The organism is Pseudomonas fluorescens, assembly GCF_004683905.1.
GTDB lineage: Bacteria > Pseudomonadota > Gammaproteobacteria > Pseudomonadales > Pseudomonadaceae > Aquipseudomonas > Aquipseudomonas putida_A.
In genome coordinates this window covers 1749074-1775300 of the sequence record NZ_CP038438.1, presented here as the reverse complement: position 1 = coordinate 1775300, position 26227 = coordinate 1749074, and the positions used below count along the sequence as shown (strand labels likewise).

Genomic DNA, 26227 nt, shown 5'->3' with positions numbered 1-26227 from the left:
GCTGCCCCGGATTCAAATACGCTTCGTCGCGTAACGCTTGAGCATGCTTGGAACATCAAGGATCAGCGCGATGCGGCCGTCACCGGTGATGGTGGCGCCGGACATGCCCGGAGTGCCCTGCAGCATTTTGCCCAATGGCTTGATGACCACTTCTTCCTGGCCGACCAGTTGATCGACGACGAAGCCGATCCGCTGGGTGCCCACCGAAAGGATCACCACATGGCCTTCGCGCTGCTCTTCGTGAGCGGCGGAGCTGACCAGCCAGCGCTTGAGGTAGAACAATGGCAGCGCCTTGTCCCGCACGATCACCACTTCCTGGCCATCCACCACGTTGGTGGTCGACAGGTCGAGGTGGAAGATTTCGTTGACGTTGACCAACGGGAACGCAAACGCCTGATTGCCGAGCATCACCATCAGGGTCGGCATGATCGCCAGCGTCAGCGGCACCTTGATGACGATCTTCGAGCCCTGGCCCTTGGTCGAGTAGATGTTGATCGAACCGTTGAGCTGGGAAATCTTGGTTTTCACCACGTCCATGCCGACACCGCGGCCGGACACGTCGGAGATCTCGGTCTTGGTCGAGAAACCCGGGGCGAAAATCAGGTTGTAGCACTCGGTATCGCTCAGGCGATCGGCCGCGTCCTTGTCCATCACACCGCGTTTTACTGCGATCGAACGCAGCACGTTCGGGTCCATGCCCTTGCCGTCGTCGGAGATCGACAACAGGATGTGATCGCCTTCCTGCTCGGCGGCCAGTACCACGCGACCGCCACGGGCCTTGCCCGAAGCTTCGCGCTCTTCCGGCGATTCGATGCCGTGGTCGACAGCGTTACGCACCAAGTGGACCAACGGGTCGGCCAGGGCCTCGACAAGGTTTTTGTCGAGGTCGGTTTCTTCACCCACCAGTTCCAGATTGATCTCTTTCTTCAGCTGACGCGCGAGGTCGCGAACCAGACGCGGGAAGCGCCCGAAGACCTTCTTGATCGGCTGCATCCGGGTCTTCATCACCGCGGTCTGCAAGTCAGCCGTGACCACGTCGAGGTTCGACACGGCCTTGGACATGGCTTCGTCGCCGCTGTTGAGACCCAGGCGCACCAGACGGTTACGCACCAGCACCAGCTCGCCGACCATGTTCATGATTTCGTCGAGACGCGCGGTATCGACCCGCACGGTGGTCTCGGCTTCGCTCGCCGGTTTTTCCGGCGGCGGAGCAGCGGCAGCACGGGCCGGCGCCGGTGCAGCAGCGGCGGCCGGTTTTGGCGCTTCGGCTTTCGGCTCAGGCTTGGGCGCAGCCTTAGGCACAGCGGCCGGAGCGGCAGCAGCCTTGGCGGCAGGCGCGGCCACAGTCGACGCGGTGCCTGCAGCAGCGGCGCCAACGTCGGTGAACTTGCCTTTGCCGTGCAGCTCGTCGAGCAGCGATTCGAACTCGTGATCGCTGATCAGATCGCTGCCGGCAGCGGCCGCCGCCGGTGCGGCAGGCGCAACCGGTGCCGAGGCGATAGCCGATTCCAGCGCTTCCACGGCAAAGTTGCCCTTGCCATGCAACTGATCGAGCAGTGCTTCGAATTCGTCGTCGGTGATGTCCGAGCTGTCGCCCGCCGCCGGTGCCGCCGGAGCAGCCGCAGTCGGTGCGACGGCGTCTGGCGCGAACTGGCCTTTGCCGTGCAGTTGATCGAGCAACGACTCGAATTCGGCGTCGGTGATTTCATCGCTGGCGGCCGCATCGGCAGCCGGCGCAGGTGCAGCAGCAGCAGCAGCAGCCGGGGCTTCGGCTTCGGCCTTGACGGCGTTCAGCGAATCCAGCAGCTGTTCAAATTCGTTATCGGTGATGTCGCCCGAATCGCTCGAATCGCCTTCGACGACCAGCTCTTCGATCATCTCGGCCACTGGCGAAGCCGGGGCTTCGTCGGCCGTTTGCGGCTCGGCCAGACGCGCCAGGGCGGCCAGCAGTTCCGGGGTTGCAGCAGTGATCGGTGCACGTTCACGGACTTCGCTGAACATGCTGTTCACCGCGTCCAGTGCTTCAAGCACCACGTCCATCAGTTCTGCATCAACGCGCCGCTCACCCTTGCGCAGGATGTCGAACACGTTTTCGGCGATGTGACAGCACTCCACCAGCTCATTGAGCTGAAGGAAGCCGGCGCCCCCTTTTACAGTGTGGAAACCGCGAAAAATTGCGTTGAGCAGATCTGCGTCATCCGGGCGGCTTTCCAGCTCGACCAGTTGCTCGGACAGTTGCTCAAGAATCTCGCCGGCCTCAACCAGGAAATCCTGAAGGATCTCTTCATCGGCGCCGAAGCTCATTAATGGGGTGCTCCTACAGGTCTAAAAACCCAAAAAACCTAAAATTCCAAAACTCTAGAATCCGAGGCTGGATAACAAATCGTCCACATCGTCCTGACCGGACACAACGTCTTCTCGTTTATCGGCATGAATCTGCGGACCTTCACCCTGCGAGAGATGTTTTTGTGGATCTTTTTCTGCAAGCATCGCGGCACGGTCGTGTTCGATGCCCGCAAAGCGGTCAACCTGACTGGCCATGAGGACGAGTTTGAGCAAATTGCTTTCGACTTCGGTGACCAGTTGGGTCACGCGCTTGATCACTTGACCTGTGAGGTCCTGGTAATCCTGAGCCAGCAGGATGTCGTTGAGGTTGCTCGACACCGCACGGTTGTCCGTGCTGCTGCGTGACAGAAAACCGTCGACCCGGCGCGCCAGTTCGCGGAACTCTTCAGCTCCGACTTCACGACGCATGAAGCGGCCCCAATCGGTGCTCAGCGCCTGGGCTTCTTCAGCCAGGCCATTGACCACCGGGGTGGCGCTTTCCACCAGATCCATGGTGCGGTTGGCCGCGGCTTCGGTCAGCTTGACCACATAGCCCAGGCGTTCGGTGGCGTCGGTGATTTGCGACACTTCCTCGGCCTGCGGCATGTGCGGATCGATCTGGAAATTGACGATCGCACTGTGCAGTTCGCGTGTGAGCTTGCCCACTTCCTGATACAGGCCGCGGTCACGGGTCTGATTGAGCTCATGGATCAGTTGCACAGCGTCGCCGAACCTGCCTTTTTCAAGGCTCTCGACCAGTTCGACCGCGTGTTTTTTCAGGGTCGACTCGAAATCGCCCTGTGAAGATTCGTTATGCTCCATAGCTCCCCCGCGCGTCATCAGCCGATGCGTTCGAAAATCTTCTCGATTTTGTCTTTCAACGCCTGAGCCGTGAAAGGTTTGACCACGTAGCCGTTCACACCGGCCTGAGCGGCCTCGATGATTTGCTCGCGCTTGGCTTCAGCGGTCACCATCAGCACCGGCAGATGCTTGAGTTTTTCATCGGCACGCACGTGGCGCAGCAAGTCGATACCGGTCATGCCCGGCATGTTCCAGTCCGTTACCAGAAAGTCGATGCTGCCGCTGTTGAGTACCGGAATGGCAGTAGTGCCATCGTCGGCCTCGACGGTGTTGGTGAACCCGAGATCGCGCAGCAGGTTCTTGATGATCCGCCGCATCGTTGAGAAGTCATCAACGATGAGGATTTTCATGTCTTTGTTCAATTCGACCTCCAAGCAGTCTTAAACGCGCCCAGCACCTGGACGCGCCACTTCAATCAATCGGCGCAGCACTCGAAGACTGTCTGGAGCACAACAGAGCAAGACCGGTGCCGTTCTCACCGCACCAGCCTCGTTCGCAGTGTCCCCACACTGCCTTCAGCGCGCTCGCCACTCCCCCAAACGCCCCCGCAAACGGGCCGCGCACTGGCTGTGTAACTGGCTGACCCGCGATTCACTGACGCCAAGGACTTCACCGATCTCCTTGAGGTTCAGCTCTTCGTCGTAGTACAGCGCCAACACCAGTCGCTCACGCTCCGGCAAATTGGCAATCGCGTCCGCCAGCGCCGCCTGAAAGCGTTCATCTTCCAGATCGCGTGACGGCTCAAGATGAGCACTGGCGCCATCCTCGTGCAGCCCTTCGTGTTCGCCGTCCTGCAACAGATCGTCGAAACTGAACAGCCGGCTGCCCAGGGTGTCATTCAAAATCCCGTAGTAATCGTCGAGACTCAATTGGAGTTCGGCCGCAACCTCGTGATCTTTAGCGTCACGGCCGGTTTTAGCTTCAATTGAGCGAATGGCATCGCTGACCATACGGGTATTGCGGTGAACCGAGCGCGGTGCCCAATCCCCTTTGCGCACTTCATCGAGCATCGCGCCGCGGATCCGGATGCCCGCGTACGTTTCGAAACTGGCGCCTTTGCTGGCGTCATATTTGGTCGAGACTTCGAGCAGGCCGATCATCCCGGCCTGAATCAGGTCTTCAACCTGCACACTCGCCGGCAAGCGCGCCAGCAAGTGATAGGCAATGCGCTTGACCAGTGGCGCGTAACGCTCGATCAACTCGTACTGCGCGTCACGTGCCGACTTCTTGTAGTAGTTCATACCGCTCGCGGTCATAACACAGGCCCTGCTGTTTGCTGCACGAGGCGCTCGACGAAAAACTCAAGGTGGCCGCGCGGGTTGGCAGGCAGCGGCCAGGTATCGACCTTCTGCGCGATCGCCTTGAACGCCAGCGCGCACTTGGAACGCGGAAAGGCTTCATAGACCGCTCGCTGCTTCTGCACTGCCTTGCGCACGCTTTCGTCGTACGGCACGGCGCCGACGTATTGTAAGGCGACGTCGAGGAAGCGATCCGTGACCTTGGTCAACTTGGCGAACAGGTTGCGCCCTTCCTGCGGGCTCTGCGCCATGTTGGCCAGCACGCGGAAGCGGTTCATGCCGTAGTCGCGGTTGAGCAGTTTGATCAGCGCGTAGGCGTCGGTGATCGAGGTCGGCTCGTCGCAGACCACCAGCAACACTTCCTGCGCGGCGCGGACAAAACTGACTACCGAGTCACCGATACCCGCAGCAGTGTCGATCACCAGCACATCGAGGTTGTCGCCGATGTCGCTGAAGGCCTGAATCAGACCGGCATGTTGCGCCGGGCTCAGGTGCACCATGCTTTGGGTGCCGGAAGCGGCCGGCACGATGCGGATCCCGCCGGGGCCCTGCAACAGCACGTCGCGCAGCTCACAGCGGCCTTCGATCACATCGGCCAGAGTACGTTTGGGGGTCAGTCCCAGCAGAACGTCGACGTTCGCCAGCCCCAGGTCAGCGTCCAGCAGCATGACCCGACGGCCAAGCTCTGCCAGCGCCAGAGACAAGTTCACTGACACGTTAGTCTTGCCGACGCCACCTTTGCCGCCGGTCACCGCGATCACCTGTACGGGATGCATGCTGCCCATGTTATTTCTTTACCTTGTCTTGCATAGACGGAGGCCACATTACTGGCTGCGCGTTCTCAACCGGAACAATGCATGGCAGACCATCGATGTAGGTACAAAAACGGTTCATTACCTCAGCCAACCTGCTTGGTCGGGCTGTGGTAGATATCAGCGAACATGTCAGCCATGGCTTCTTCGCTGGGTTCTTCCTGCATTTGCACGCTGACGGCGCGGCTGACCAGTTGATGACGGCGCGGCAGATGCAGATCATCCGGAATCCGTGGGCCATCGGTCAGGTACGCGACCGGCAGTTCATGACTGATCGCCAGGCTCAACACTTCGCCAAGGCTGGCCGTCTCATCCAGTTTAGTCAGGATGCAGCCGGCTAGCCCGCAACGCTTGTAACTGTGGTACGCGGCGGTTAGAACCTGTTTCTGGCTGGTGGTTGCCAGCACCAGATAATTTTTTGAACGGATGCCACGCCCGGCCAGACTTTCCAGCTGCATGCGCAGTGCCGGATCGCTGGCCTGCAGGCCGGCGGTATCGATCAGCACCACGCGTTTGCGCAGCAGCGGGTCGAGTGCCTGCACCAGCGACTGGCCCGGATCGACGTGCGTTACCGGCACGTTGAGAATCCGCCCCAGCGTCTTGAGTTGTTCCTGGGCGCCAATGCGGAAGCTGTCCATGCTGACCAGCGCGACATTCTGCGCGCCGTACTTGAGCACGTAGCGCGCCGCGAGTTTGGCCAGGGTGGTGGTTTTGCCCATGCCGGCCGGGCCGACCATGGCAATCACCCCGCCCTCTTCCAGCGGCTCGACTTCCGGTACGGCAATCATCCGCGCCAGGTGCGCAAGCAGCATGCGCCAGGCCTGACGCGGCTCTTCGATATCAGTAATCATCGCCAGCAGATCGCGCGACAACGGCCCGGACAGACCTATGCGTTGCAGACGACGATACAGATTGGCTTGCGCCGGACGGCTGCCTTGCAGCTGATTCCAGGCCAGCGTGCCGAGCTGCACTTCCATCAGTTCGCGCAGACTGTTCAATTCGAAACGCATCGAATCCAGCGCACGCGGATCGATGCCGGCGGACGACTGTGCAGGCGCGGGCGCTGGACGCGCCGGGGCGGCGTAAGTCGGTTCGCTCAACGGTTCGGCAGCGGTCAGCGGCAGGCCGGCCGTCAACGGCAGCCCGGCGAACAATTGGCGATTGGTGTTGCCGTCGGCTTCGCCACGCAGGCTCAGTTCGGCCTGGGCGGTCACGATGCGCGACTGGGTCTTGCGCAGCTCGTCCTCGAGTTCCATGTTCGGAACCCGTGGCGCCAGCGCCGACAATTTGTAATCCAGCGCCGCCGTCAGCTCGACGCCGCCGGCAATGCGGCGGTTGCCAATGATGGCGGCATCAGCGCCCAGCTCATCACGAACCAGCTTCATGGCCTGACGCATATCGGCGGCGAAAAAACGCTTAACTTGCATAAACCACTACCTCAGCCGTTGGGCCCTACTGTCGCAACGATGGTCACTTGCTTGTTGTCCGGAATTTCCTGGTAGGCCAGCACGTGCAGCCCTGGAACTGCGAGGCGACCGAAACGCGAGAGCATCGCGCGGATCGGGCCTGCTACCAACAGGATCACCGGTTGACCTTGCATTTCCTGGCGCTGCGCCGCTTCGATGAGCGAACGCTGCAGCTTCTCGGCCATGCTTGGCTCCAGCAGAACGCCCTCTTCAGAGCCTTGTCCTGCCTTCTGCAGACTATTGAGCAATATTTGTTCCAACCTTGGTTCCAAGGTGATCACAGGCAGCTCGGAGTCAGTGCCTACAATGCTTTGGACGATGGCGCGGGATACGCCGACGCGTACTGCGGCGACCAAGGCGGCGGTATCTTGACTCTTGGCGGCGTTGTTGGCGATAGCCTCGGCAATGCTGCGGATATCGCGCACCGGCACGTGTTCGGCGAGCAGCGCTTGCAGCACTTTGAGCAACTGCGACAGCGACACCACGCCCGGCACCAGCTCTTCAGCCAGTTTCGGCGAGCTTTTGGCCAGCAATTGCATGAGTTGCTGCACTTCCTCGTGGCCGATCAGCTCGCTGGAGTGCTTGTACAGAATCTGGTTCAAGTGGGTCGCGACCACGGTACTGGCGTCGACCACGGTGTAACCGAGCGATTGCGCCTGGGCGCGCTGGCTGACTTCGATCCACACCGCCTCCAGGCCGAAAGCCGGATCTTTGGCGGTAATGCCGTTGAGCGTGCCGTAGACCTGCCCCGGGTTGATCGCCAGTTCGCGATCCGGGTAGATCTCGGCTTCGGCCAGGATCACGCCCATCAGGGTCAGGCGATAGGCGCTCGGCGCCAGATCGAGGTTGTCGCGAATGTGCACGGTCGGCATCAGGAAGCCCAGATCCTGCGAGAGCTTCTTGCGCACGCCCTTGATCCGCGCCAGCAATTGCCCGCCCTGATTGCGATCCACCAGCGGGATCAGGCGGTAACCGACTTCCAGGCCGATCATGTCGATCGGCGTCACGTCATCCCAGCCCAGCTCCTTGGTTTCCATGGCGCGGGCCGGCGACGGCAACAGTTCCTGCTGACGCTGAACCTCTTGCAGCGCCTGCACCTTGGCAACGTTCTGCTTTTTCCAGAACAGATACGCGCCACCGGCCGCCAGCGCGGCCATGCTCAGGAACGAGAAGTGCGGCATGCCCGGCACCAGGCCCATGACCGCCATCAAACCAGCGGCCACCGCCAGGGCTTTGGGCGAGGCGAACATCTGCCGATTGATCTGCTTGCCCATGTCTTCCGAACCGGAAGCACGGGTCACCATGATCGCTGCCGCTGTCGATAACAACAGTGATGGCAATTGCGCCACCAAACCGTCTCCGATGGTCAGCAAGGCGTAAACCTTGCCCGCATCGGCGAAGGTCATGTTGTGCTGGAAGATACCGACGGCCATACCGCCGATGAGGTTGATGAACAGAATCAGCAGGCCGGCGATGGCGTCACCACGGACGAACTTGCTGGCACCGTCCATCGAACCGTAGAACTCAGCCTCTTGGGCGACTTCCTGACGGCGGGCCTTGGCCTGGTTCTGGTCGATCAGACCGGCGTTGAGGTCGGCGTCGATCGCCATTTGTTTGCCAGGCATTGCATCGAGGGTGAAGCGTGCGCTCACCTCGGAAATCCGCCCGGCACCCTTGGTCACCACGACGAAGTTGATGATCATCAGAATCGCGAACACCACGATACCGACCACGTAGTTACCGCCGATCACCACTTCGCCGAAGGCCTGAATCACCTTACCGGCGGCGGCGTGGCCGTCCTGACCGTGGAGCATCACCACCCGCGTCGAGGCCACGTTCAACGCCAGTCGCAGCAGCGTCGCCACCAGCAGAATGGTCGGGAACACCGCGAAATCCAGTGGCCGCAGCGCATACACACAGACCAGCAGGACGACAATCGACAGGGCAATGTTGAAGGTGAAGAACACATCGAGCAGGAACGGCGGAATCGGCAACATCATCATTGCCAACATGACCAGCAGCAACAACGGCACGCCCAGATTGCCTCGACTGAGGTCGGCAACATTCGAGCGAGCAGTGTTGAATAACTGAGAGCGATCCACCGGTTTTCCCCGTTCCTTTAAAGCAAACTTTTGACGCCCAAAGCAGGCGCACGGCGGCTACTGCAAGAAGCCTTCCAACTTTTGCCGGGGATTGAAATTGAGGTTTGCTTCAGGGGAAGTGTCTTGAGAGAAGCTGGGCGCCATGGAGCCGACCGCAAAACAGACGCAGGACGGCTATCACCATTAGCAGTGAACAAAAATCAGAAAAACCCGCGCACTCACGGATACCCGGCAGTCAAAATTTGCTCTGGATTTATCGCACCAAGACGCAAATCGCGGCCCACCAGGTAGCGCGTACCCTTACGGATCGGCTTCCCTCCCACGTCGACAAGCGCCTCCTCAGAATCGCCCAAAGTCACGATTTCCTCAGGCTGATGAAAAGGATCTTCGGGGTATGCCTTCAACACACTCAGTGCCCAGACAAAGTAAATGTCCGGCACATCCTGTGGCTCGATCTTCCGTTCGACCTCCGGCTCGACCTCCCATCGAAAGTCCTGCCCACCCGTGACCTGTAACTGATCACCGACCATGTGAAATTGTGGTTTGTGATAACGCGCCAGTAGGCCGGTGCCATTGCTACTCCATGTATCGGAGTAGTTGTTGGGCGAAGAGAAAACTCTGACCAACTCTTCAACAGTACCAATGTTGCCAGCGGCACTATTGAATCGGTTGTAGAGACTATGGTGGGCTACCCCGTCCAACCTTGGCTTGATCGCATTGATATACGAATCGAGATAGCCCGGCACATACGCATTGCTCATGTGCACGAAATGCGTGAAGTCCAACATCGCCTTAAAAGTGAACGTGCAAGCGATATGATCAGACTCTTTCGCCACCGACCCGGAAACGAATTCGAACCTCATTCCTTCAAGCTTTCTGTAGTTCTCTGGCATGACCTTCTCCTTGGCGAATGTTAAAGACAGGTCAGAAGGCGACTTGCCCGTGAAACCTGCCAAGGAACATGGAATAGCTGAATGCCCTTTGTGTCCACTGTCAGAACTAACAGGTAGAGGTCTTTTTCAGATAAACGGAAGGCCGCGGTCTTTTGATTTATCAGGAATCGCGCCGCAATGAACACAGATTGGGGGTATCACACAGATCCCCTGTGGGAGTGGGCTTGCTCGCGAAGAAGCCATCCGCGACACCACAGAATCATGAGCAGCAACTTTAAACGCTGGCGTTTAAAAGACACCTCCAGACACGCCTTGCGGGCTACATATTCTTGCGCCATTGCCTACAGCTACGCCAGAATCCGCCGGCTTGTGCGCCTTGGGGGCGGGTTCTATTGTGGGTCGGTCGCTGACGAATCAGCGACCGGGTCTCGCAGCCCGCTGATTTCTAGACGCACAACTTCCGTCCTCGTTTTATGGCGGCTGTACGTGGGAGACCTTTGGGTCTGCCGGTTCTAGAGTCCCGGTCTGCGACCCGCGTATGGCTGCCACCTCCCTTTCGTATCGCAGCGAAATGTGGCAGCTCCGCCGACTCTAGGAGCTTCACCATGATCAAACCAACACCCAACCCACCTGAATCCGACGCCACCTCCCCCTACGAATCCCTCGATTCAAAAAAGCTCCACGAAGCCGCCGACCGCGCCCTCGACCACTACCTCTGCTCGCCCGGCGCCACGCCCATTCAACGTAAAACCCGTTCGATGTACGCCGTGACCGCAGACTTCAAAAACGAAGAACTGCTGGCCGATGCCTGCGAAACACTCGCCTCGGCCAGAACCATCGCCAATGATTTCGCCCACCTCATACCGGCGTCCCAGCGCAGGACGCTGCTGGGCATCGCGCAACTGATCATGCTCGGCGAGCTGGCGGTGAATCGGGCGCTGGATAATCTGGAGTTGCCGCAGTAGCAGGGATCTGTGACAAGCCCTGAGTGAGGCGTTGCGGCTGCTGACGTCTTCGCGAGCAAGCCCGCTCCCACAGGGATTGGTGTCGATCACAAACCTGTGGCTGCACGCCGAACCTGTGGGAGCGAGCTTGCTCGCGAAAGCGGCCTCACCGCCGACACATGTCTTCAGGCATAAAAAAAACCGCCACCTCATTTAACCGGGCGGCGGTTTGTCGCCTCTTTCCTTCAGCCCACATGACCACTTGTCGGAAACCCGCCGGCACCTGTCAGATCTGACAGGTGCCTAATTCCTCCAACGCGCGCTCAATAACTCCGTCACCCAGCCCCCCGACCGGAGTTCGTCAAATGTCCAGCCAGCAACCCCCGCGAGCCCTCAGACCTCCGTACTTTCCGGCACTGGTCAACCTCAGCCCTGCCGAACACTATGACGGCGGCATACCCATCAGAGCCGTGGAAGGCGATCTGCAAGGCATCATTCCCGCCTGGCTGACCATGTCCATTGGCGATCTGGCCGAGGTGTTCTGGGACAATGACAGCGCCGCGGTCTGGAGCAAGACCTTAGAGCACGATGCCGAGCTCAACCAGGACCTGGTTTTCACCATTGCCAAGGGCCAGGTACTTGAGGGGGATGCCACGCCAGTGTTCTACCGGATCACGCGCAAGAACCAGGGCGCCCCGGAGGACTCGAAACCGGTCATGACCCTGCTGGTCAAACTCACGCGTCCCGGGGGGTACGATGACATTCCCGGCGATGACGGCCACTCCGATCTCAAGTTCTCCCTCTCTCATGACGAGGTCGATGAAAACCTGCCGCCCAGCGGGGTGACGATGCACATCGTGCCTTACCGCAACCTCACCCGATACGACCGCATTCTCGCCCGCTGGGGTAGCCAGCAAGTGGTGCATATCGTTACGCCGGAACAGGCCCAGGACCCGATCAGAAACCCGATCGAGGTTGTCTTCAGCCGCGCCGTTATTGACGATGCCGGGGACGGTGATCGTGTCGCGGTGGCTTATCAGGTCATTGACCGCTGCGGTAACTTCCCGGACGAACGCGCGCCGTGGTCGGCGACGCATTATCTGTTGGTGGACCTGGGGGGCAATCGGCTGGACGAACCGCAGGTGCTGGTCAACGGCATTCCAACCGACAGCATCGACCTCGACCAGCTCGGGGATGACGATGTGAACGCCCGCGTGTACATCACCAAGGACGATTTTGCGGTGGGCGACAAGGTGCTCCTGACCTGGATTGGCACCCCGGCGCAAGGCTCGCAGATCATCGTCGGGCCGCTGGAGAAAGAGGTGTTGTACGTGCCCTTCCAGCTCGATTTCCCCATCCCCAACGCCGCCGTCAAAGCCATTGCCAAAGGCGCAGCCTCGGTCGGCTATGTGCGCCGTCGCAGCAATGAAAGCGACCGCCGCTCAAAAAATGCCAGCGTCACCGTAATTGGCGACATCAGCCAGTTAGTCGCCCCCACCGTCGATGAGGCACCAGGCGGAACGTTGCCACCCGAAACGCCTTGGGCGACTGTGCAGATCCCTTGGTACCCCGGTCGCAACAGCAGCGACCTGCTCAACCTGATCTGGTGGGCCCAGGCGCCCGGTAACGACACCGTTTATTACGAAGATCCCCGCCCGGTCGGCAACGTAGCGGACAATCAGCCCGTCCTGCGCAGCGTGAGCAATGTCGAAATCCAGCGTTTCAATGGCCTGAACGTCAAGGTCTATTACGTCGTCACCAACAGCGAAACGGGGCTGTTGAGCGTTCGCGAGTCGCTGCCGTTCATGATGCAGGTCGGCGTCGCCCTGCCGACGTTCGACCGGCCGGAAGTCGAGGGCGCAGATGCCAACGACGTGCTCGATCCGGACAACGTGCCACCCACCGGTGCCACGCTGGTGGTGCCGTACCTCGGCACCCGCGACAAGGATCGTGTGAACTACCGTTGGCGCGGCTCTGCCAGCGGCGGTAGCGTCAGTAGTCATGTCGACCTGATCCCTGCCACCGCTGGCCGGCCTGTGCGGATTACCGTTGAGAAAAAATACGTGACCCCCAACCTGAACGGTACGGTGGTTGCCGATTACAGCATTCAGCGGGCGGGCGAGACGCTGGGGCATTCTCATGAGTTGACGTTGCGCATCGGGACGGCGCTGGGGGAGCTACCGCCACCGTTCCTTGTAGCACCGGCCAAAGATCCGATTGATGTCCTGGCCTACCCGAACGGCGTGACGGTGCGTATCGAATACCCAGAAGCATTGAGCGGCGACCGGGCACGCCTGGTGGAGGTCGATCCCCCAGCAGGCACGCCACCGTTTCCTTTGGTGGAGTTCAACAACAAACGGGTGGATACAGTATTGAACCCGGCGTTTCTGGCGGCGCGACATGGCAAGGTGATCGAATTGCGCTGGGATTTGAATCGCAATGATGAACAAGCGGGTGAATCAGATGCGACCAGGGTGACTTTGCTGAAGATAGCGGATGAAGACCCTCGGCTACCCTCGCCGAAAATCCCACAGGCATCGGATGACAACGTGCTGGATTTGAATTCTTTTGAAGGAAACGCTGAGGTTACCGTGCTGCCATGGACAGGCATCAGCACTGATAACATCGTGCAACTAAAACTTTCGGGAAAAGACGACAACAACGACGACTGCACAATTCCGATATTGACCAACCACAAAATAACAGATACGGAAAAAACCTCTGGAATAAAACAGACACTGACCAGAGAACAGTTGTTAAGTCTGGGACACGATACTGAGCTCACAATATCTTTAGAAGCACTGCCGAATCCCGCCAGCAATTTAACACCTATTATATTTCCACTATTGAATTTAAACCTATTGAAAATCCCTCCTTTAGTAATACTTGAGGATTTCGAGACGGGGGCAACTGGTATCAAACCTATTGGAACAGTCATGGATTTCCCAAGCATGACCGTTACGGTAATATCAGAACGCGCACTTTTCTCTCTTGGAGATTCTTATTCAGCAGCCCCACAAATAACATTAAAATATATAGATATTTATCCAAACGGAATTCTAAGACTCACACTAAAGCAAACAGCAAAAAGCATTAGATTCGGCACTTATTGTGCCTATCGAACCATTTCACAGTACAGATGCTACGACGAAAATTTAAATTTAGTTAAAGCCGTGCCCACTCCGGCACATGATGAAAAACATAAAACATGGGTTGACATCACAGAAACACCAAACAAGAAAATCAAATATATTGATATACACAATGGAAGTACTCGTTCATATGTAGATAACTTCTCAATGACCTGTTGAACGCCTTATCCTTTTCTGTCATGAACCGCCGAGCGCGACGCATGTCGCCGTGCTCGGCGTGCTCGGCGTGCTCGGCGTGCTCGGCGTGCTCGGCGTGGCGACGAATCCTACAGGGACCGATGGAGAGTACGTCCCAAACAGCCCCCAATTTTTTGTCTTTAAACCATACGTTTAAACAACACCTCCAGACACGCCTTCAAGGCTACACGCCCTTGCGCCATTGCCTACAGCTACGCCAGAATCCGCCGGCTTGTGCGCCTTGGGGTCGGGTTCTATTGTGGATCGGTCGCTGACGAATCAGCGATCGGGTTTAGCGACTCGAATTCAAGTCAAAGGTGCATCAGCGTTCCAGGCTTCGTTGCGGATCTGAATTTTCGCGATTTCGTCATGGTGGCTGTATGCGGGAGACCTTCGGGTCTGCCGGGTGCCTTTGACCGGTTCGCTAACCTGCGTACAGCCGCCACCCCTCCTGTTTAGCGACAGGTTGTAGCGGCTCCACTTCAAAGGAGCTTCACCATGAGCAAACCAACACCCAACCCACCCGAAACCGACGCCACCTCCCCCTACGAATCCCTCGATTCAAAAAAGCTCCACGAAGCGGCTGACCGCGCCCTCGACCACTACCTCTGCTCTCCCGGCGCCACGCCCATTCAACGCAAAACCCGCTCGATGTATGCCGTGACCGCAGACTTCAAAAACGAAGAACTGCTGGCCGATGCCTGCGAAACACTCGCCTCGGCCAGAACCATCGCCAATGACTTCGCCCACCTCATACCGGCGTCGCAGCGCAGGACTCTGTTGGGCATCGCGCAACTGATCATGCTTGGCGAGCTGGCGGTGAATCGGGCGCTGGATAATCTGCAGTTGCCGGGCTAAGAAGGCAGGCAAGAACCTGTGGCGAGGGGATTCATCCCCGATCGGTTGCGCAGCAGCCGTAAACCCTGAACTCGCGGTATTTCTGAAAATTTGCAGTGACAGGATTTGGGTCTGCTGCGCAGCCCAGCGGGAGCAAGCTCCCTCGCCACAGTGACTGCGGCAGGAGCCGACGTTTCATTGGGTCAGGCGGGGGAGCTGGCGGTGAATCGGGCGCTGGATAATCTGGAATTACCGGGCTAAGAAGGCAGGCAAGAACCTGTGGCGAGGGAGCTTGCTCCCGCTCGGCTGCGCAGCAGTCGTAAAACCTGAACTCGCGGTATTTCTGAAAGATTGAAGTCTGGGGCCGCTGCGCAGCCCATCGGGGATGAATCCCCTCACCACAATGACCGCGGCAGGAGCTGAAATATCTTTGGGTCAGGCATAAAAAAACCGCCACCCCGTTCAATCGGGATGGCGGTTTTTTATTGCGTTACTGTCAAGTCAGGAATCGCGCCGCAGATCCGGCGGGATCGGCAAATCGTCCTTCAGCGGATCCGGGCGCTTGCCCTTGCCGGCGCGGTACTGGCGGATCTGGTAGACGTAGGCCAATACCTGGGCGACCGCCAGGTACAGGCCACCGGGGATTTCCTGCTCGAGTTCGGTGGAGTAGTAGATCGAGCGCGCCAGCCCCGGCGATTCGAGGAGCATGACGTTGTTGGCGACGGCGATTTCGCGGATCTTCAGCGCGAGGAAGTCGCTGCCCTTGGCCAGCAGCACTGGCGCGCCGCCCTTCTCCGAGTCGTACTTGAGCGCGACGGCGTAGTGGGTCGGGTTGGTGATGACCACGTCGGCGTCGGGAATCGCCGCCATCATCCGCCGCTGCGACATCTCGCGCTGGGTCTGGCGGATGCGCTGCTTGACCTCCGGCCGGCCTTCCTGATCCTTGTGCTCGTCGCGCACTTCCTGCTTGGTCATCAGCAGTTTCTTGTGGGCTTCCCAGAGCTGCACCGGCACGTCGACGGCGGCGATGATGATCAGGCCGCAGGCCAGCCACAACGTACTCCAGCCGACCAGCGTGACGCTGTGAATGATCGCCATTTCGAGCGGCTCGTGGGCGATCCGCAAGAAATCATCGACGTCCGCCGACAACACCGCCAACGCCACCCCCAGGGTGATCAGAAATTTGGCCAGCGCCTTGAGCAGTTCGACCACAGCCTTGAACGAGAACATCCGCTTCAGGCCCGCGGCCGGGTTCATCCGGCTGAATTTGGGTGCCATGGAGCCGGCCGCAAACAGCCAGCCACCGAGGGAGATCGGCCCGATCAACGCCGCCAGCAACAGGGTGATCATGATCGGCTGGATCGCCAACAGCGCCATCTGCCCCGACTGCAGCAGGAACCTGCCCATGGCCCCCTGATCCATGATCACCTCGCGCGAGAGGGTGAAGTTCAGACGCATCAGCTCCATCAGGTCTTCGGCCAGCATGCCGCCGAACACCAGCAGCGCACCGGCACCGGCCATCATCACGGCGAGGGTGTTGAGCTCTTTGGAACGGGCAATCTCGCCCTTCTCACGAGAGTCCTTTTTCCGTTTGTCCGTGGGGTCTTCTGTTTTGTCCTGACCGCTTTCGCTCTCTGCCATGGCTCAGCGCGCCCGTGCCAGTTCGCGTAACAACTGCAAGGCCTCGGAGGCCAGCGGTTGATACTGATTGAGGATATCCGCCAGACCGACCCAGACGATGAACAGGCCCAGTACCAGAGTCAGCGGAAAACCGATGGAGAAAATGTTCAGTTGCGGCGCGGCGCGGGTCATCACGCCGAAGGCGATGTTGACCACCAGCAGCGCGGTGACCGCCGGCAGCACCAGCAACAACGCCGCCCCAAGAACCCAGCCAAGCTTGCCGGCCAGCTCCCAGTATTGCGCCGTCATCAAGCCGCCGCCGACCGGCAGCGTGGTGAAGCTTTCGGTGAGCACTTCGAAGACCACCAGGTGGCCGTTCATCGACAGGAACAGCAAGGTCACCAGCATGGTGAAGAACTGCCCGATCACCGCCACCGAGACGCCGTTGGCCGGGTCGACCATCGAGGCGAAGCCCATGCCCATCTGGATCGCGACAATCTGCCCGGCCACGGCAAATGCCTGGAAAAACAGTTGCAGGGAAAACCCCAGCACAGCACCCACCAGAATCTGCTCGGCAATCAGTAACCAGCCGCTGAGAGCAAGCGGACTGACGTCCGGCATCGGCGGCAGCCCCGGGGCAATGCATACGGTGATGGCCACGGCGAAATACAGGCGTATCCGCCGCGACACCAACGTGGTGCCGAACACCGGCATGACCATCAGCATCGAGGCGACGCGAAACAGTGGCAACATGAACGACGCCACCCAGGTACTGATCTGGGTGTCGGTCAACTGAAGCAGCGACTGCATGGCTTAGCCGATGACCATCGGAATGTTTTTGTACAACTGAATGATGTATTCCATGAACGTCTGCACGATCCACGGGCCGGCGACGATCAGGGTCACCAGCATCACCAGCAGACGCGGCAGGAAGCTCAGGGTCTGTTCGTTGATCTGCGTCGCCGCCTGGAACATCGCCACCAGCAAACCGACCAACAGGCTCGGCACTACCAGAATCGCGACCATCAGAGTGGTCAGCCACAGCGCTTCACGAAAGATATCGACCGCAACTTCCGGCGTCATGGCGAGACACCTCCGAAACTGCTGGCCAGGGTGCCGATGATCAGCGCCCAGCCATCCACCAGTACGAACAGCATGATCTTGAACGGCAGCGAAATGATCAGCGGCGAGAGCATCATCATACCCATCGCCATCAGCACACTGGCCACGACCAGGTCGATGATCAGGAACGGAATGAAGATCATGAAGCCGATCTGGAAGGCGGTTTTAAGCTCGGAGGTGACAAACGCCGGCACCAAAATGGTCAGCGGCGCCTGATCCGGGGTGGCAATGTCAGTGCGCTTGGACAGACGCATGAACAGCTCCAGATCGCTGGTGCGGGTCTGGGCGAGCATGAAGTCCTTGATCGGTACCTGGGCCTTTTCCACCGCTTGCTGGGCGGTGAGTTTTTCCGCCAGGTACGGCTGCAGCGCATCGTTGTTCACCCGATCGAACACCGGGGCCATGATGAACATGGTGAGGAACAACGCCATGCCGGTGAGGATCTGGTTCGACGGCGTCTGCTGCAGGCCGAGGGCCTGACGCAGGATCGAGAAGACGATGATGATCCGAGTGAAACTGGTCATCAGGATCACGGCCGCCGGAATAAAGCTCAGGGCGGTCATGATCAGCAGGATCTGCAGGCTGACCGAATACTCCTGCGCGCCGTCGGCGTTGGTGCCCAGCGTGATCGCCGGGATCGACAACGGGTCGGCGGCGAATGCCAGCGGCGCGGCCAGCATCAGGGCCAGCGTCAAGACGATGCGTAGCGCACCCATTACTTCTTATCCTTCTGATCCTTGCCGAGAATCTTCAGCAGATGCTGGGCAAATTCCGGGGTCGCTTTTTCGCTGCTGCTCGGCACTGGCACCGGCTCCTTGAGCACGTGCAGCGCGGTGATGGTGCCAGGGCTCAAGCCGAGCAGAATCTGCTCGTTGCCGACCTGCACCAGCATCAACCGGTCACGCGGACCGAGCGCACGGGAGCCGATCAGCTCGATCACCTGGCCCTTGCCCGCCAGCCCTGCCTGCTGCACCCGGCGCAGCAGCCAGGCGAGGAAGAAGATCAACCCCAGCACCAGCAACAGACCGAACACCAGTTGCGTCAGTTGCCCGGCCACGCCGCTGTTGACCATCGGCGCGGTGGCAGCAGGCACGGTGGTCGCCGTCGACGGCTCGGCGGCCAGCACGCTCAATGGCAGTGCCAGCAAAGCCCAGAGAAACCGTTTCACTCAGCGCAGCTTCTTGATGCGTTCGCTTGGGCTGATCACGTCGGTCAGGCGGATGCCGAACTTCTCGTTGACCACCACCACTTCACCGTGCGCGATCAGGGTGCCGTTGACCAGCACGTCCAGCGGCTCGCCGGCCAGACGATCGAGCTCGATCACCGAACCCTGGTTCAGTTGCAGCAGGTTGCGGATGTTGATGTCGGTGCTGCCCACTTCCATCGAGATCGACACCGGGATGTCGAGGATCACGTCCAGGTTCGGACCGTCCAGGGTCACCGGATCGTTGTTCTTCGGCACGCTGCCGAACTCTTCCATCGGCAGACGGTTGGAGCTTGCAGCGCCAGCGTCGGCGGCCAGCAGCGCGTCGATGTCAGCCTGGCTGCCATCACCGGTCTCTTCCAGGGCCGCAGCCCATTCGTCGGCCAGTGCCTGATCGTCCTGGGCGTTCATTTCGTCGTTCATCATGTGTCCTCGGCGGGCAACAATTCAGTTAAATGCGTGGGGGAAAAGCGCCGCTTCAGCGACGCTCGATCGGCTCGATCACCTGCAACGCGAGGTTGCCTTTGTGCGAGCCCATCTTGACCTTGAAGGCCGGTACGCCGTTGGCGCGCATGATCATGTCTTCCGGCATCTCGACCGGGATCACATCCCCCGGCTGCATGTGCAGGATGTCGCGCAGCTTCAACTGGCGGCGGGCCACGGTGGCGCCGATCGGCACGTCGACATCGAGCACGTCCTGACGCAGGGCATTGACCCAGCGCTCGTCCTGATCGTCGAGGTCCGACTGGAAACCGGCGTCGAGCATCTCGCGCACCGGCTCGATCATCGAGTACGGCATGGTCACGTGCAGGTCACCGCCACCGCCATCGAGTTCGATGTGGAAAGTAGAAACCACGATCGCTTCGCTCGGGCCGACGATGTTGGCCATGGCCGGGTTCACTTCCGAGTTGATGTACTCGAAATTGACTTCCATGATCGCCTGCCAGGCTTCCTTCAGATCGACGAACGCCTGCTCCAGCACCATGCGCACCACACGCAGTTCGGTCGGGGTGAATTCACGCCCCTCGATCTTGGCGTGACGGCCGTCGCCACCGAAGAAGTTGTCCACCAGTTTGAACACCAGTTTGGCGTCGAGGATGAACAGCGCGGTGCCGCGCAGCGGTTTGATCTTGACCAGGTTGAGGCTGGTCGGCACGTACAGCGAGTGCACGTATTCGCCGAACTTCATCACCTGGACGCCACCGACGGCAACATCCGCCGAGCGGCGCAGCATGTTGAACATGCTGATGCGGGTGTAACGGGCAAAACGCTCGTTGATCATCTCCAGAGTCGGCATGCGTCCACGGACGATGCGATCCTGGCTGGTCAGGTCGTAGCTTTTGACACTGCCGGGTTCGGCAGCGTTATCGGTCTGTACCAGACCATCGTCGACGCCATGCAACAGCGCGTCGATTTCATCCTGGGACAGCAGATCCTGCACGGCCATGTCGTGTTCCTACTGCAGTACGAAATTAGTGAAAAGCAACTGTTCGATCACCACTTTGCCCAGCTCTTTCTGCGCCACTTCCTGGACGCTGGCGGTAGCCTTCTGGCGCAACATCTCCTGGCCGACCGGAGTCGCCAAGGTGGCAAAATCCTGACCGGAGAAGAGCATCACCAGGTTGTTGCGGATCACCGGCATGTGCACTTTGAGCGCCTCCAGATCGGCCTGGTTACGCGCCAGCATGGTGATGCTCACCTGCATGTAGCGCTGACGGCCGTTCTGGTTGTAGTTGGCGACAAACGCCGGCGCCATCGGCTCGAAGATCGCCGGTTGCTTGCCGACCGGCGCAGCCTCGGCCGCTGCGGCAGGCTTGCTCTGAGCGCTGTGCATGAAGTACCAGGTCGCGCCCACGGACACACCGATCGCCAGCAGCAGAGCCACCACGATCAGGATGATCATCTTGAGTTTGCCTTTGGTCGCGGGGTCTTTTACAGCTGCTGCTTCGCTCTTCGCCATGCCAATAATCCGTCACTAATCGGGTTTTCACAGTCGCACGGCAAGGCAAGAGCAAGTGTTATGCCAGAAGTGTCGGAGGTAACGCTAAAGTCAAAAGCCACCCTCACCCCAGCCCTCTCCCGGAGGGAGAGGGGGCTGACCGAGGTGTCAGGCGTCAAACATCGACCTGAAAGACCGAGTCGATTATGGATTCACAGCGCAAGTATCCGGTCGGCGTACTTCGCGAGCATCCTCCAATCGGTCCCCTCTCCCTGTGGGAGAGGGCTAGGGTGAGGGGCTCTTGATTTTGCTCAGGCGTAATAGTCGACGGCGCTACTGCCGATCACGCTGGTGGTTTGCGCAGCAGCTTCCGCCACGGCCGCCGGCGTCAGCTCCTCTTCCGCCGAATCCAGTCGACCACCCGCAGCGCTGGTGCGACCACTCTGGCCCTGCTGCGCCTGTTCCTGACCCTGCTGACCCTGCCAGCCACGGCTCTGGTCGGAGACATTGACGTCGACCTGGCCCATGCCCTGCTGGGTGAACATGTCACGCAAGCGATGCATCTGACCGTCGAGCGCTTCGCGCACGCTTGGGTGCGCGCTCATGAAGGTCACCTGGGTCTGCTGGTCCGGAACCATGTTGACCCGAATATCCAGACGCCCGAGTTCCGCCGGCTGCAATTGAATATCCGCCGCCTTCAGGTTGGCGCTGGACAGGTACATGACGCGGTTGACGATTTCTTCGGTCCAGCCGCTCTGATGCATGGCGATCGGTTGATTCACCGGCACCGCGTTCGCGGTTTTCGGAGTGGCCGCCTGAGTCAGCGCCGCCAGACGGTTGGCGAAATCATCGACACGGGTGTCGCTGGTAGCAGCCTTCAGATCTTTCAGGCCATCGTCTATCAGGCCGCTGAAGGCCTTTTCACCATTCTGACTGGTGCTGTCCTTGTCGGCCTGCACGTCGAGCATGCTCGCCATGCCGGCAGCGAAGTTCTGCGCCGCAGTCAATTCACCGTCGGCCTGAGTCTGGGCCGGTGTAGCTTTGGGTTGGGCCTGGCTGCTGGCGGAAATGTGCCCGCCCTGCTCCATCGCCATACGCAGCGCCGGCAACGAGTCGAGTGGATCGGCCGCTGGGTCGAACGCGCTATCGGTTGATGCCGCCGGATCTTTGACCACGGCTGGCGCCAAAGTGGCGGCCACGACCGGCGTTTCAGTTTTGGCCGGTTCCGGTGTTGCAGCGACTGGCGCTGCCACCACCGGCGCGGTCACCAGCGGCTGCACGGTTTGCGCAAGTGCCGGATCCAGCGCCGGATCCACCGGGGTGGTGTCGGCCACTGGCGTCTGCGCGCTGTCGGCAGCAGCATCGGCGGCGGCCTTGTCAGCGGCGGCCTGATCATCGGTGGTGGTCGACGCGGTCTTGTCGGCAGGCAAGGCATTGCCGCTATCGGCAACGGTCTGTTGCGTGGCGGCAGACTTATCCTTGGCGAAATCTTTCTTGTCGCTGTTGTCGGCAACCTTGTCGCGCGCCGGTTTCAACGAACTGTCAGAGTTCGCAAGAGTCTTTTTCGGGCCTTGATCGGCGAACACCTGAGCGAAGCTTGAGGCCTTGTCCCCGGTGTCTGCGGCCATGACCGGCGTTTTCGCGGCGGCGGCTTGCGCCTTGGCCTGGGCGGCAGATTGAAGAAGAACATTGGGGGTCGCAGGCATGACACGGTCTCCGCTGCACTGGGATCGTAGGTACAGTTGACGGTGATTATTGCAAGTGTCGGGCCAGTTTTGTCCGGCGCTTGCGAAAAGCGCCGGACGGCAGGGTTCAATGGGTCAGGGCGTGCTGGCGTTCGTCTTCGTAGACAGGACGGACTTCCGCGAATTCGCAACTGATGTCGGCCACCAGTTTGACGATTTCCGCAGGGCTTTTGCCTTTGGCATCCGCCTCCAGCTCCTGACAGAGCGTCGCCAACCGGACAGCCCCCATGTTGCTGGCGCTGCCCTTGAAACTATGGGCGACCTCGGCCAACACCTTGGCGTCGGCGGTCTTTTGCAATTGATGCAAGCGACTTTCAGAATCGGTCAGGAAGGTATCCAGCAAATCCGGATAGCTGTCTTCCATCACTTCGCGCAACGCATCGAGTACTTCGCGATCCACATGTTGGTCAGTCACTTGTTCACTCCTTGATCAAGAATCGGCGAATTATGCCTCAACCCTCCCAGAAAAACTCCACGCAAGCACTGCGACCTTCGTCCGACCAACTGGCGTTATGCCCTAACTGGCGGATCAGACTGACCCCGCGCCCCGACAGGCGGACACCATCCAGCGGCCGCTCCATCACCCGCGCCACGTCAAAACCCTTGCCGCTGTCCTCGACGCGGATCACCAGACAACCCCCGGCACCTTGCGGCTTCACCTGCAGATGCACGCGCACGTAACCGTCCTGCAGGGCTTCGAGCCGCTCGTTGCGCTGTTCATAGTAACGAGCGAAGCCACTGGCATCACGCTTCAGGCTGGAATCCAGGCCAAGAACACCGTGCTCCAGCGCGTTGGAGTACAGCTCGGCGAGCACGCTGTAGATCGCCCCGCCCTGGGTGCGCAAACCGTGCACTTCCTGCAACAACTGCAGCAGATACGGCAAAGGATTGAAGCGCCTGAGCGTCGCCCCGCGAAACTCGAAGCTTACCGACCAGTCCAGCGGGCACGACTGGCCGCTGTCGGAATACACCGGCGCCGACGGCATCACCTGCGCCGCCTCCAGCAAGCTGATCTCGACCATGCTCACATCGTCGCGGGGCTCGCCGCGAAAGGCGTGCAAGGCCTGCTCGATCTCGGCGAACAGGTTGTCCGGCTCACGATTGGCGGCAAACAGTTGCTGCAAACGCTCGACACCGAACAAGCGATCGTCGGCGTCAGTGGTATCGATCACCCCGTCCGAAAGCAGGAACACCCGGTCACCCACGGCCATGGTCTGTACTTCGGTGCGATCATCAAACGCTTGCGGACTGAGCACCCCCAGCGGCAAATGGCGCGCCGCCAGCGGCACACGTTCGCCGGTGGCAATCCGATGCAGATAACCGTCAGGCATGCCGCCGTTCCACACCTCTACCGAACGCCGCTGAAAACTCAGACAAAGCATGGTCGCGCAGCAGAACATGTCCACCGGCAGGATGCGCTTGAGCTTGGCGTTCATCTCGCGCAGGGTTTCAGCCAGGCCGTAGCCCTTGGCGGTCATGCCGTAAAACACTTCGGCGAGCGGCATCGCCCCCACCGCTGCCGGCAAGCCGTGGCCGGTGAAATCACCGAGCAGCACATGCATGTCGCCGGCCGGGGTATAGGCCGCCAGCAGCAGGTCGCCGTTGAACAACGCATAGGGCGATTGCAGATAACGAATATTCGGTGCACTCAGACAACCCGAATGCGCGACCTTGTCGAAAACGGCTTTGGCCACGCGCTGTTCGTTGAGCAGGTAATCGTGATGTCTGGCGATCAGGTCACGCTGTTGCAGCACCGTGGCCTGCAAGCGGCGCAAGCGATCCATCGCCTTGATTTTGGCGGCGAGGATCACCTGGTTGTAAGGCTTCGCCAGAAAGTCGTCGCCACCTGCTTCCAGACAACGGGCAAGCGCTTCGCTCTCGGTCAGTGAGGTCAGGAAAATGATCGGCACCAGGGTTTCCCCCGCCAGCGCCTTGATCTGCCGCGCCGCCTCAAAGCCGTCCATCACCGGCATCATCGCGTCCATCAGCACCAGATGCGGTGACTGTCGACGAAACATCTCCAACGCTTCGGCGCCATTGGCCGCCGTCAATACTTCATGGCCCTGACGGCGGACGATGGTCGCCAACAGCAACCGGTCGGCGGCGCTGTCTTCGGCGATCAGGATCGTCAGCGGCTCTTGCGCCTGCATGGCCGTCAACTGATGTCGAACAGTTTGTCGAAGTTGGAGATGGCGAGGATCTTGCGCACGTCGGAGTTGCTGTTGATCACGCGCACGTCCGACTCGTCGCCGCCGGCATGATCGCGCAGCAGGAGCAGCATGCCCAGCGCGGAGCTGTCGAGGTAGGTGGCATCTTTCAGATCAACCACGATGGAGTCGGGTTTCTGGTTAAGTCGCTCATAGGACTCGCGAAACTCCTGATGGCGCCCAAAATCGAACCGCCCCTTGACCGAAATCGTCAGTTTTTGACCATCCGGAGAGACTTCTGTAACGACTGACATTGACTGGCTTCCTTGTCATTGACGAACGTGTACAAGGTTTAGCACCTGGACAGGGTTGGGGCAAGGCTCAGCGCAGAAGCAAATGTGGGAGCGGGCTTGCTCGCGAAGGCGGTGTGTCAGTCAACATTGTTGTCTCTGACACACCGCCTTCGCGAGCAAGCTCGCTCCCACAGGGAGTTTTTGGGCAATTTGAAAAGGGTTGTGGCGCGGCAGGCGCTGCGACAACTGCTCCAGCAGCTTCTGCTCGCGCTTGTCTTCGAGGCGTTGCGCCTCTTCGCCGTAGCGCGGTAACCGTTTGCGCAGGAGAAGCTATGCCCTGCAGCCACTTCGCGACTGCCGCTTGTCGCCACTGTCAGATCTGACAGTAGACCGAGGAAAGAGGCATAGCCCTTAATCAAGCGGCAGCAATTTCGCTGCGCTCAGGTCAAAGGACTGCATCATGGACCCGCATTTTGAACGTTTTGGAAAACCGTCCCTGCATAACACCAAGTCAACAACAATCATCACTCATGATGAATACCTAAGTGGTAATTCCGGCGTGAAGGCGACCTACCCAGGTAAAGCAGGCGACGAACTTGCGTTTTACCTTGTGGCCGAAGACGCTGATACCCATAGAAAGTGGCAAATAAACCTTAGTGATCGGCCGGATTACGCTATACCCATCACTGACTACTGGGAATGGGAGTTAGTGGGCAAACAAATATATATGTTCTTCGACGTGATCCGTGACTCCAAACTCCTGGGTCGTTCCAAAGGCTTCAGCTTCACAATATTGGACAAATGACTCAGACCATCCTCTAGCACTAATGCTGCGGCGCATTAATACGGATCGTGCCGCGGCAAGCGCTGCGACAACTCGTCCAGCAGCTTCTGCTCGCGCTTGTCTTCGAGGCGTTGCGCCTCTTCGCGGTAGCGCTGCACCAGTTTGCGCAAGCCTTCGACCTTGGCAAACGCCTGCTGCCAGGCATCGCGCGCCTTGATCAGGTTGTTCTGGTGCCAGACCAGACTCTGGCGCTGCTGGTCGATCGCGGTGTCCAGTTGTGCCAGAAAGCCGTGATACCCCAGCAGCCATTGCCCGGAAACCCCGTCGCTGCCGCGCACGATCCACTGTTCCTGATAATCCAGACGAAAGGCGTCGAGGTCGGCGAGTTTGCTTTCAGCGACTTTGACCTGACCCTGAAAGTAACCTAGGCGTTGCACGGCGGTTTTCTCGGCCTGTTCGGCCATTTCCACCACCGGTGCCAGACGCGCAGCTCGGCTCACGGCCAT

At 59.7% G+C, this 26227-nt stretch carries 25 protein-coding genes and 1 pseudogene; 4 read left to right on the top strand and 22 right to left on the bottom strand.

Features of this window, described 5'->3' with window-relative positions; all coding sequences use genetic code 11:
- Positions 1-12: 12 nt before the first annotated feature.
- From E4T63_RS08055 to E4T63_RS08020, 8 genes are all read right to left on the bottom strand, one after another.
- A complete protein-coding gene (locus E4T63_RS08055; RefSeq protein ID WP_135295227.1) occupies positions 13-2304 on the bottom strand; it encodes a chemotaxis protein CheA in 2292 nt (763 codons plus the stop codon).
- Between the two features lie 54 nt (positions 2305-2358).
- Positions 2359-3147, bottom strand: a complete 789-nt coding sequence (locus tag E4T63_RS08050) for a protein phosphatase CheZ (protein ID WP_027613919.1) — start codon at positions 3145-3147, stop codon at positions 2359-2361.
- 17 nt (positions 3148-3164) lie between these two features.
- Entirely contained in the window at positions 3165-3536 is a 372-nt protein-coding gene (locus E4T63_RS08045; RefSeq protein ID WP_024012118.1) for a chemotaxis response regulator CheY, read from the bottom strand.
- Between the two features lie 165 nt (positions 3537-3701).
- On the bottom strand, positions 3702-4442 hold the full coding sequence (gene fliA, locus E4T63_RS08040) for an RNA polymerase sigma factor FliA (RefSeq protein WP_007920004.1): 741 nt from the start codon (positions 4440-4442) through the stop codon (positions 3702-3704).
- Complete coding sequence (gene fleN / locus E4T63_RS08035; protein WP_003222917.1) at positions 4439-5269, bottom strand: flagellar synthesis regulator FleN; 831 nt, start codon at positions 5267-5269, stop codon at positions 4439-4441. Before fleN ends, fliA begins: the two co-directional genes overlap by 4 nt.
- Before the next feature lie 113 nt (positions 5270-5382).
- Positions 5383-6723 (bottom strand): flagellar biosynthesis protein FlhF, encoded by a 1341-nt coding sequence (flhF, locus tag E4T63_RS08030; protein WP_003222914.1) that lies wholly within the window; start codon positions 6721-6723, stop codon positions 5383-5385.
- A gap of 11 nt (positions 6724-6734) precedes the next feature.
- Complete coding sequence (gene flhA / locus E4T63_RS08025) at positions 6735-8864, bottom strand: flagellar biosynthesis protein FlhA (RefSeq protein WP_047599970.1); 2130 nt, start codon at positions 8862-8864, stop codon at positions 6735-6737.
- A 218-nt stretch (positions 8865-9082) separates the two neighbouring features.
- Positions 9083-9757, bottom strand: a complete 675-nt coding sequence (locus E4T63_RS08020) for a hypothetical protein (RefSeq protein WP_135295226.1) — start codon at positions 9755-9757, stop codon at positions 9083-9085.
- A gap of 605 nt (positions 9758-10362) precedes the next feature.
- Between E4T63_RS08020 and E4T63_RS08015 the strand changes: the two genes are divergently transcribed.
- The 3 genes from E4T63_RS08015 to E4T63_RS08005 all read left to right on the top strand — a co-directional run bounded on the left by E4T63_RS08015 (position 10363) and on the right by E4T63_RS08005 (position 14888).
- Complete coding sequence (locus E4T63_RS08015; protein ID WP_098967851.1) at positions 10363-10722, top strand: DUF6124 family protein; 360 nt, start codon at positions 10363-10365, stop codon at positions 10720-10722.
- Between the two features lie 344 nt (positions 10723-11066).
- On the top strand, positions 11067-14012 hold the full coding sequence (locus E4T63_RS08010) for a hypothetical protein (RefSeq protein ID WP_209318230.1): 2946 nt from the start codon (positions 11067-11069) through the stop codon (positions 14010-14012).
- A gap of 516 nt (positions 14013-14528) precedes the next feature.
- Positions 14529-14888, top strand: coding sequence for a DUF6124 family protein (locus E4T63_RS08005; RefSeq protein WP_135295225.1), 360 nt, complete (start codon positions 14529-14531; stop codon positions 14886-14888).
- Between the two features lie 480 nt (positions 14889-15368).
- Here the strand turns inward: E4T63_RS08005 and flhB are convergent, their stop codons facing one another.
- The 13 genes and pseudogenes from flhB to E4T63_RS28645 all read right to left on the bottom strand — a co-directional run.
- Positions 15369-16508: a flagellar biosynthesis protein FlhB gene (gene flhB / locus E4T63_RS08000; protein ID WP_097090136.1), complete on the bottom strand. Its 1140-nt coding sequence runs from the start codon at positions 16506-16508 to the stop codon at positions 15369-15371.
- Positions 16509-16511: 3 nt separating this feature from the next.
- Positions 16512-17297, bottom strand: coding sequence for a flagellar biosynthetic protein FliR (fliR, locus tag E4T63_RS07995; protein ID WP_027613914.1), 786 nt, complete (start codon positions 17295-17297; stop codon positions 16512-16514).
- 3 nt (positions 17298-17300) lie between these two features.
- Positions 17301-17570 (bottom strand): flagellar biosynthesis protein FliQ, encoded by a 270-nt coding sequence (fliQ, locus tag E4T63_RS07990; RefSeq protein WP_007920026.1) that lies wholly within the window; start codon positions 17568-17570, stop codon positions 17301-17303.
- Entirely contained in the window at positions 17567-18325 is a 759-nt protein-coding gene (gene fliP / locus E4T63_RS07985) for a flagellar type III secretion system pore protein FliP (protein ID WP_003222895.1), read from the bottom strand. Before fliP ends, fliQ begins: the two co-directional genes overlap by 4 nt.
- The gene (fliO, locus tag E4T63_RS07980) at positions 18325-18777 is read right to left on the bottom strand and encodes a flagellar biosynthetic protein FliO (RefSeq protein WP_135295224.1); all 453 of its coding nucleotides are present in this window, start codon (positions 18775-18777) and stop codon (positions 18325-18327) included. Before fliO ends, fliP begins: the two co-directional genes overlap by 1 nt.
- On the bottom strand, positions 18778-19236 hold the full coding sequence (fliN, locus tag E4T63_RS07975; protein WP_003222891.1) for a flagellar motor switch protein FliN: 459 nt from the start codon (positions 19234-19236) through the stop codon (positions 18778-18780). It lies immediately after the preceding gene.
- Between the two features lie 55 nt (positions 19237-19291).
- Complete coding sequence (gene fliM / locus E4T63_RS07970; protein WP_003222890.1) at positions 19292-20260, bottom strand: flagellar motor switch protein FliM; 969 nt, start codon at positions 20258-20260, stop codon at positions 19292-19294.
- A 9-nt stretch (positions 20261-20269) separates the two neighbouring features.
- Entirely contained in the window at positions 20270-20773 is a 504-nt protein-coding gene (gene fliL / locus E4T63_RS07965) for a flagellar basal body-associated protein FliL (RefSeq protein ID WP_047599975.1), read from the bottom strand.
- A gap of 290 nt (positions 20774-21063) precedes the next feature.
- A complete protein-coding gene (locus tag E4T63_RS07960; protein WP_135295223.1) occupies positions 21064-22458 on the bottom strand; it encodes a flagellar hook-length control protein FliK in 1395 nt (464 codons plus the stop codon).
- Positions 22459-22564: 106 nt separating this feature from the next.
- On the bottom strand, positions 22565-22912 hold the full coding sequence (locus tag E4T63_RS07955; protein ID WP_135295222.1) for an Hpt domain-containing protein: 348 nt from the start codon (positions 22910-22912) through the stop codon (positions 22565-22567).
- Positions 22913-22949: 37 nt separating this feature from the next.
- Positions 22950-24647, bottom strand: coding sequence for an ATP-binding SpoIIE family protein phosphatase (locus E4T63_RS07950; protein WP_135295221.1), 1698 nt, complete (start codon positions 24645-24647; stop codon positions 22950-22952).
- 5 nt (positions 24648-24652) lie between these two features.
- Positions 24653-24958: an STAS domain-containing protein gene (locus tag E4T63_RS07945; RefSeq protein ID WP_096796263.1), complete on the bottom strand. Its 306-nt coding sequence runs from the start codon at positions 24956-24958 to the stop codon at positions 24653-24655.
- Positions 24959-25150: 192 nt separating this feature from the next.
- Positions 25151-25261, bottom strand: a pseudogene (locus E4T63_RS28645) (flagellar export protein FliJ); the annotation flags it as partial.
- Between the two features lie 136 nt (positions 25262-25397).
- On the opposite strand from E4T63_RS28645, the gene E4T63_RS07935 reads away from it, so the two are divergent.
- Entirely contained in the window at positions 25398-25742 is a 345-nt protein-coding gene (locus tag E4T63_RS07935; RefSeq protein ID WP_135295220.1) for a hypothetical protein, read from the top strand.
- 35 nt (positions 25743-25777) lie between these two features.
- Here the strand turns inward: E4T63_RS07935 and fliJ are convergent, their stop codons facing one another.
- The gene (fliJ, locus tag E4T63_RS07930) at positions 25778-26227 is read right to left on the bottom strand and encodes a flagellar export protein FliJ (protein ID WP_095139370.1); all 450 of its coding nucleotides are present in this window, start codon (positions 26225-26227) and stop codon (positions 25778-25780) included.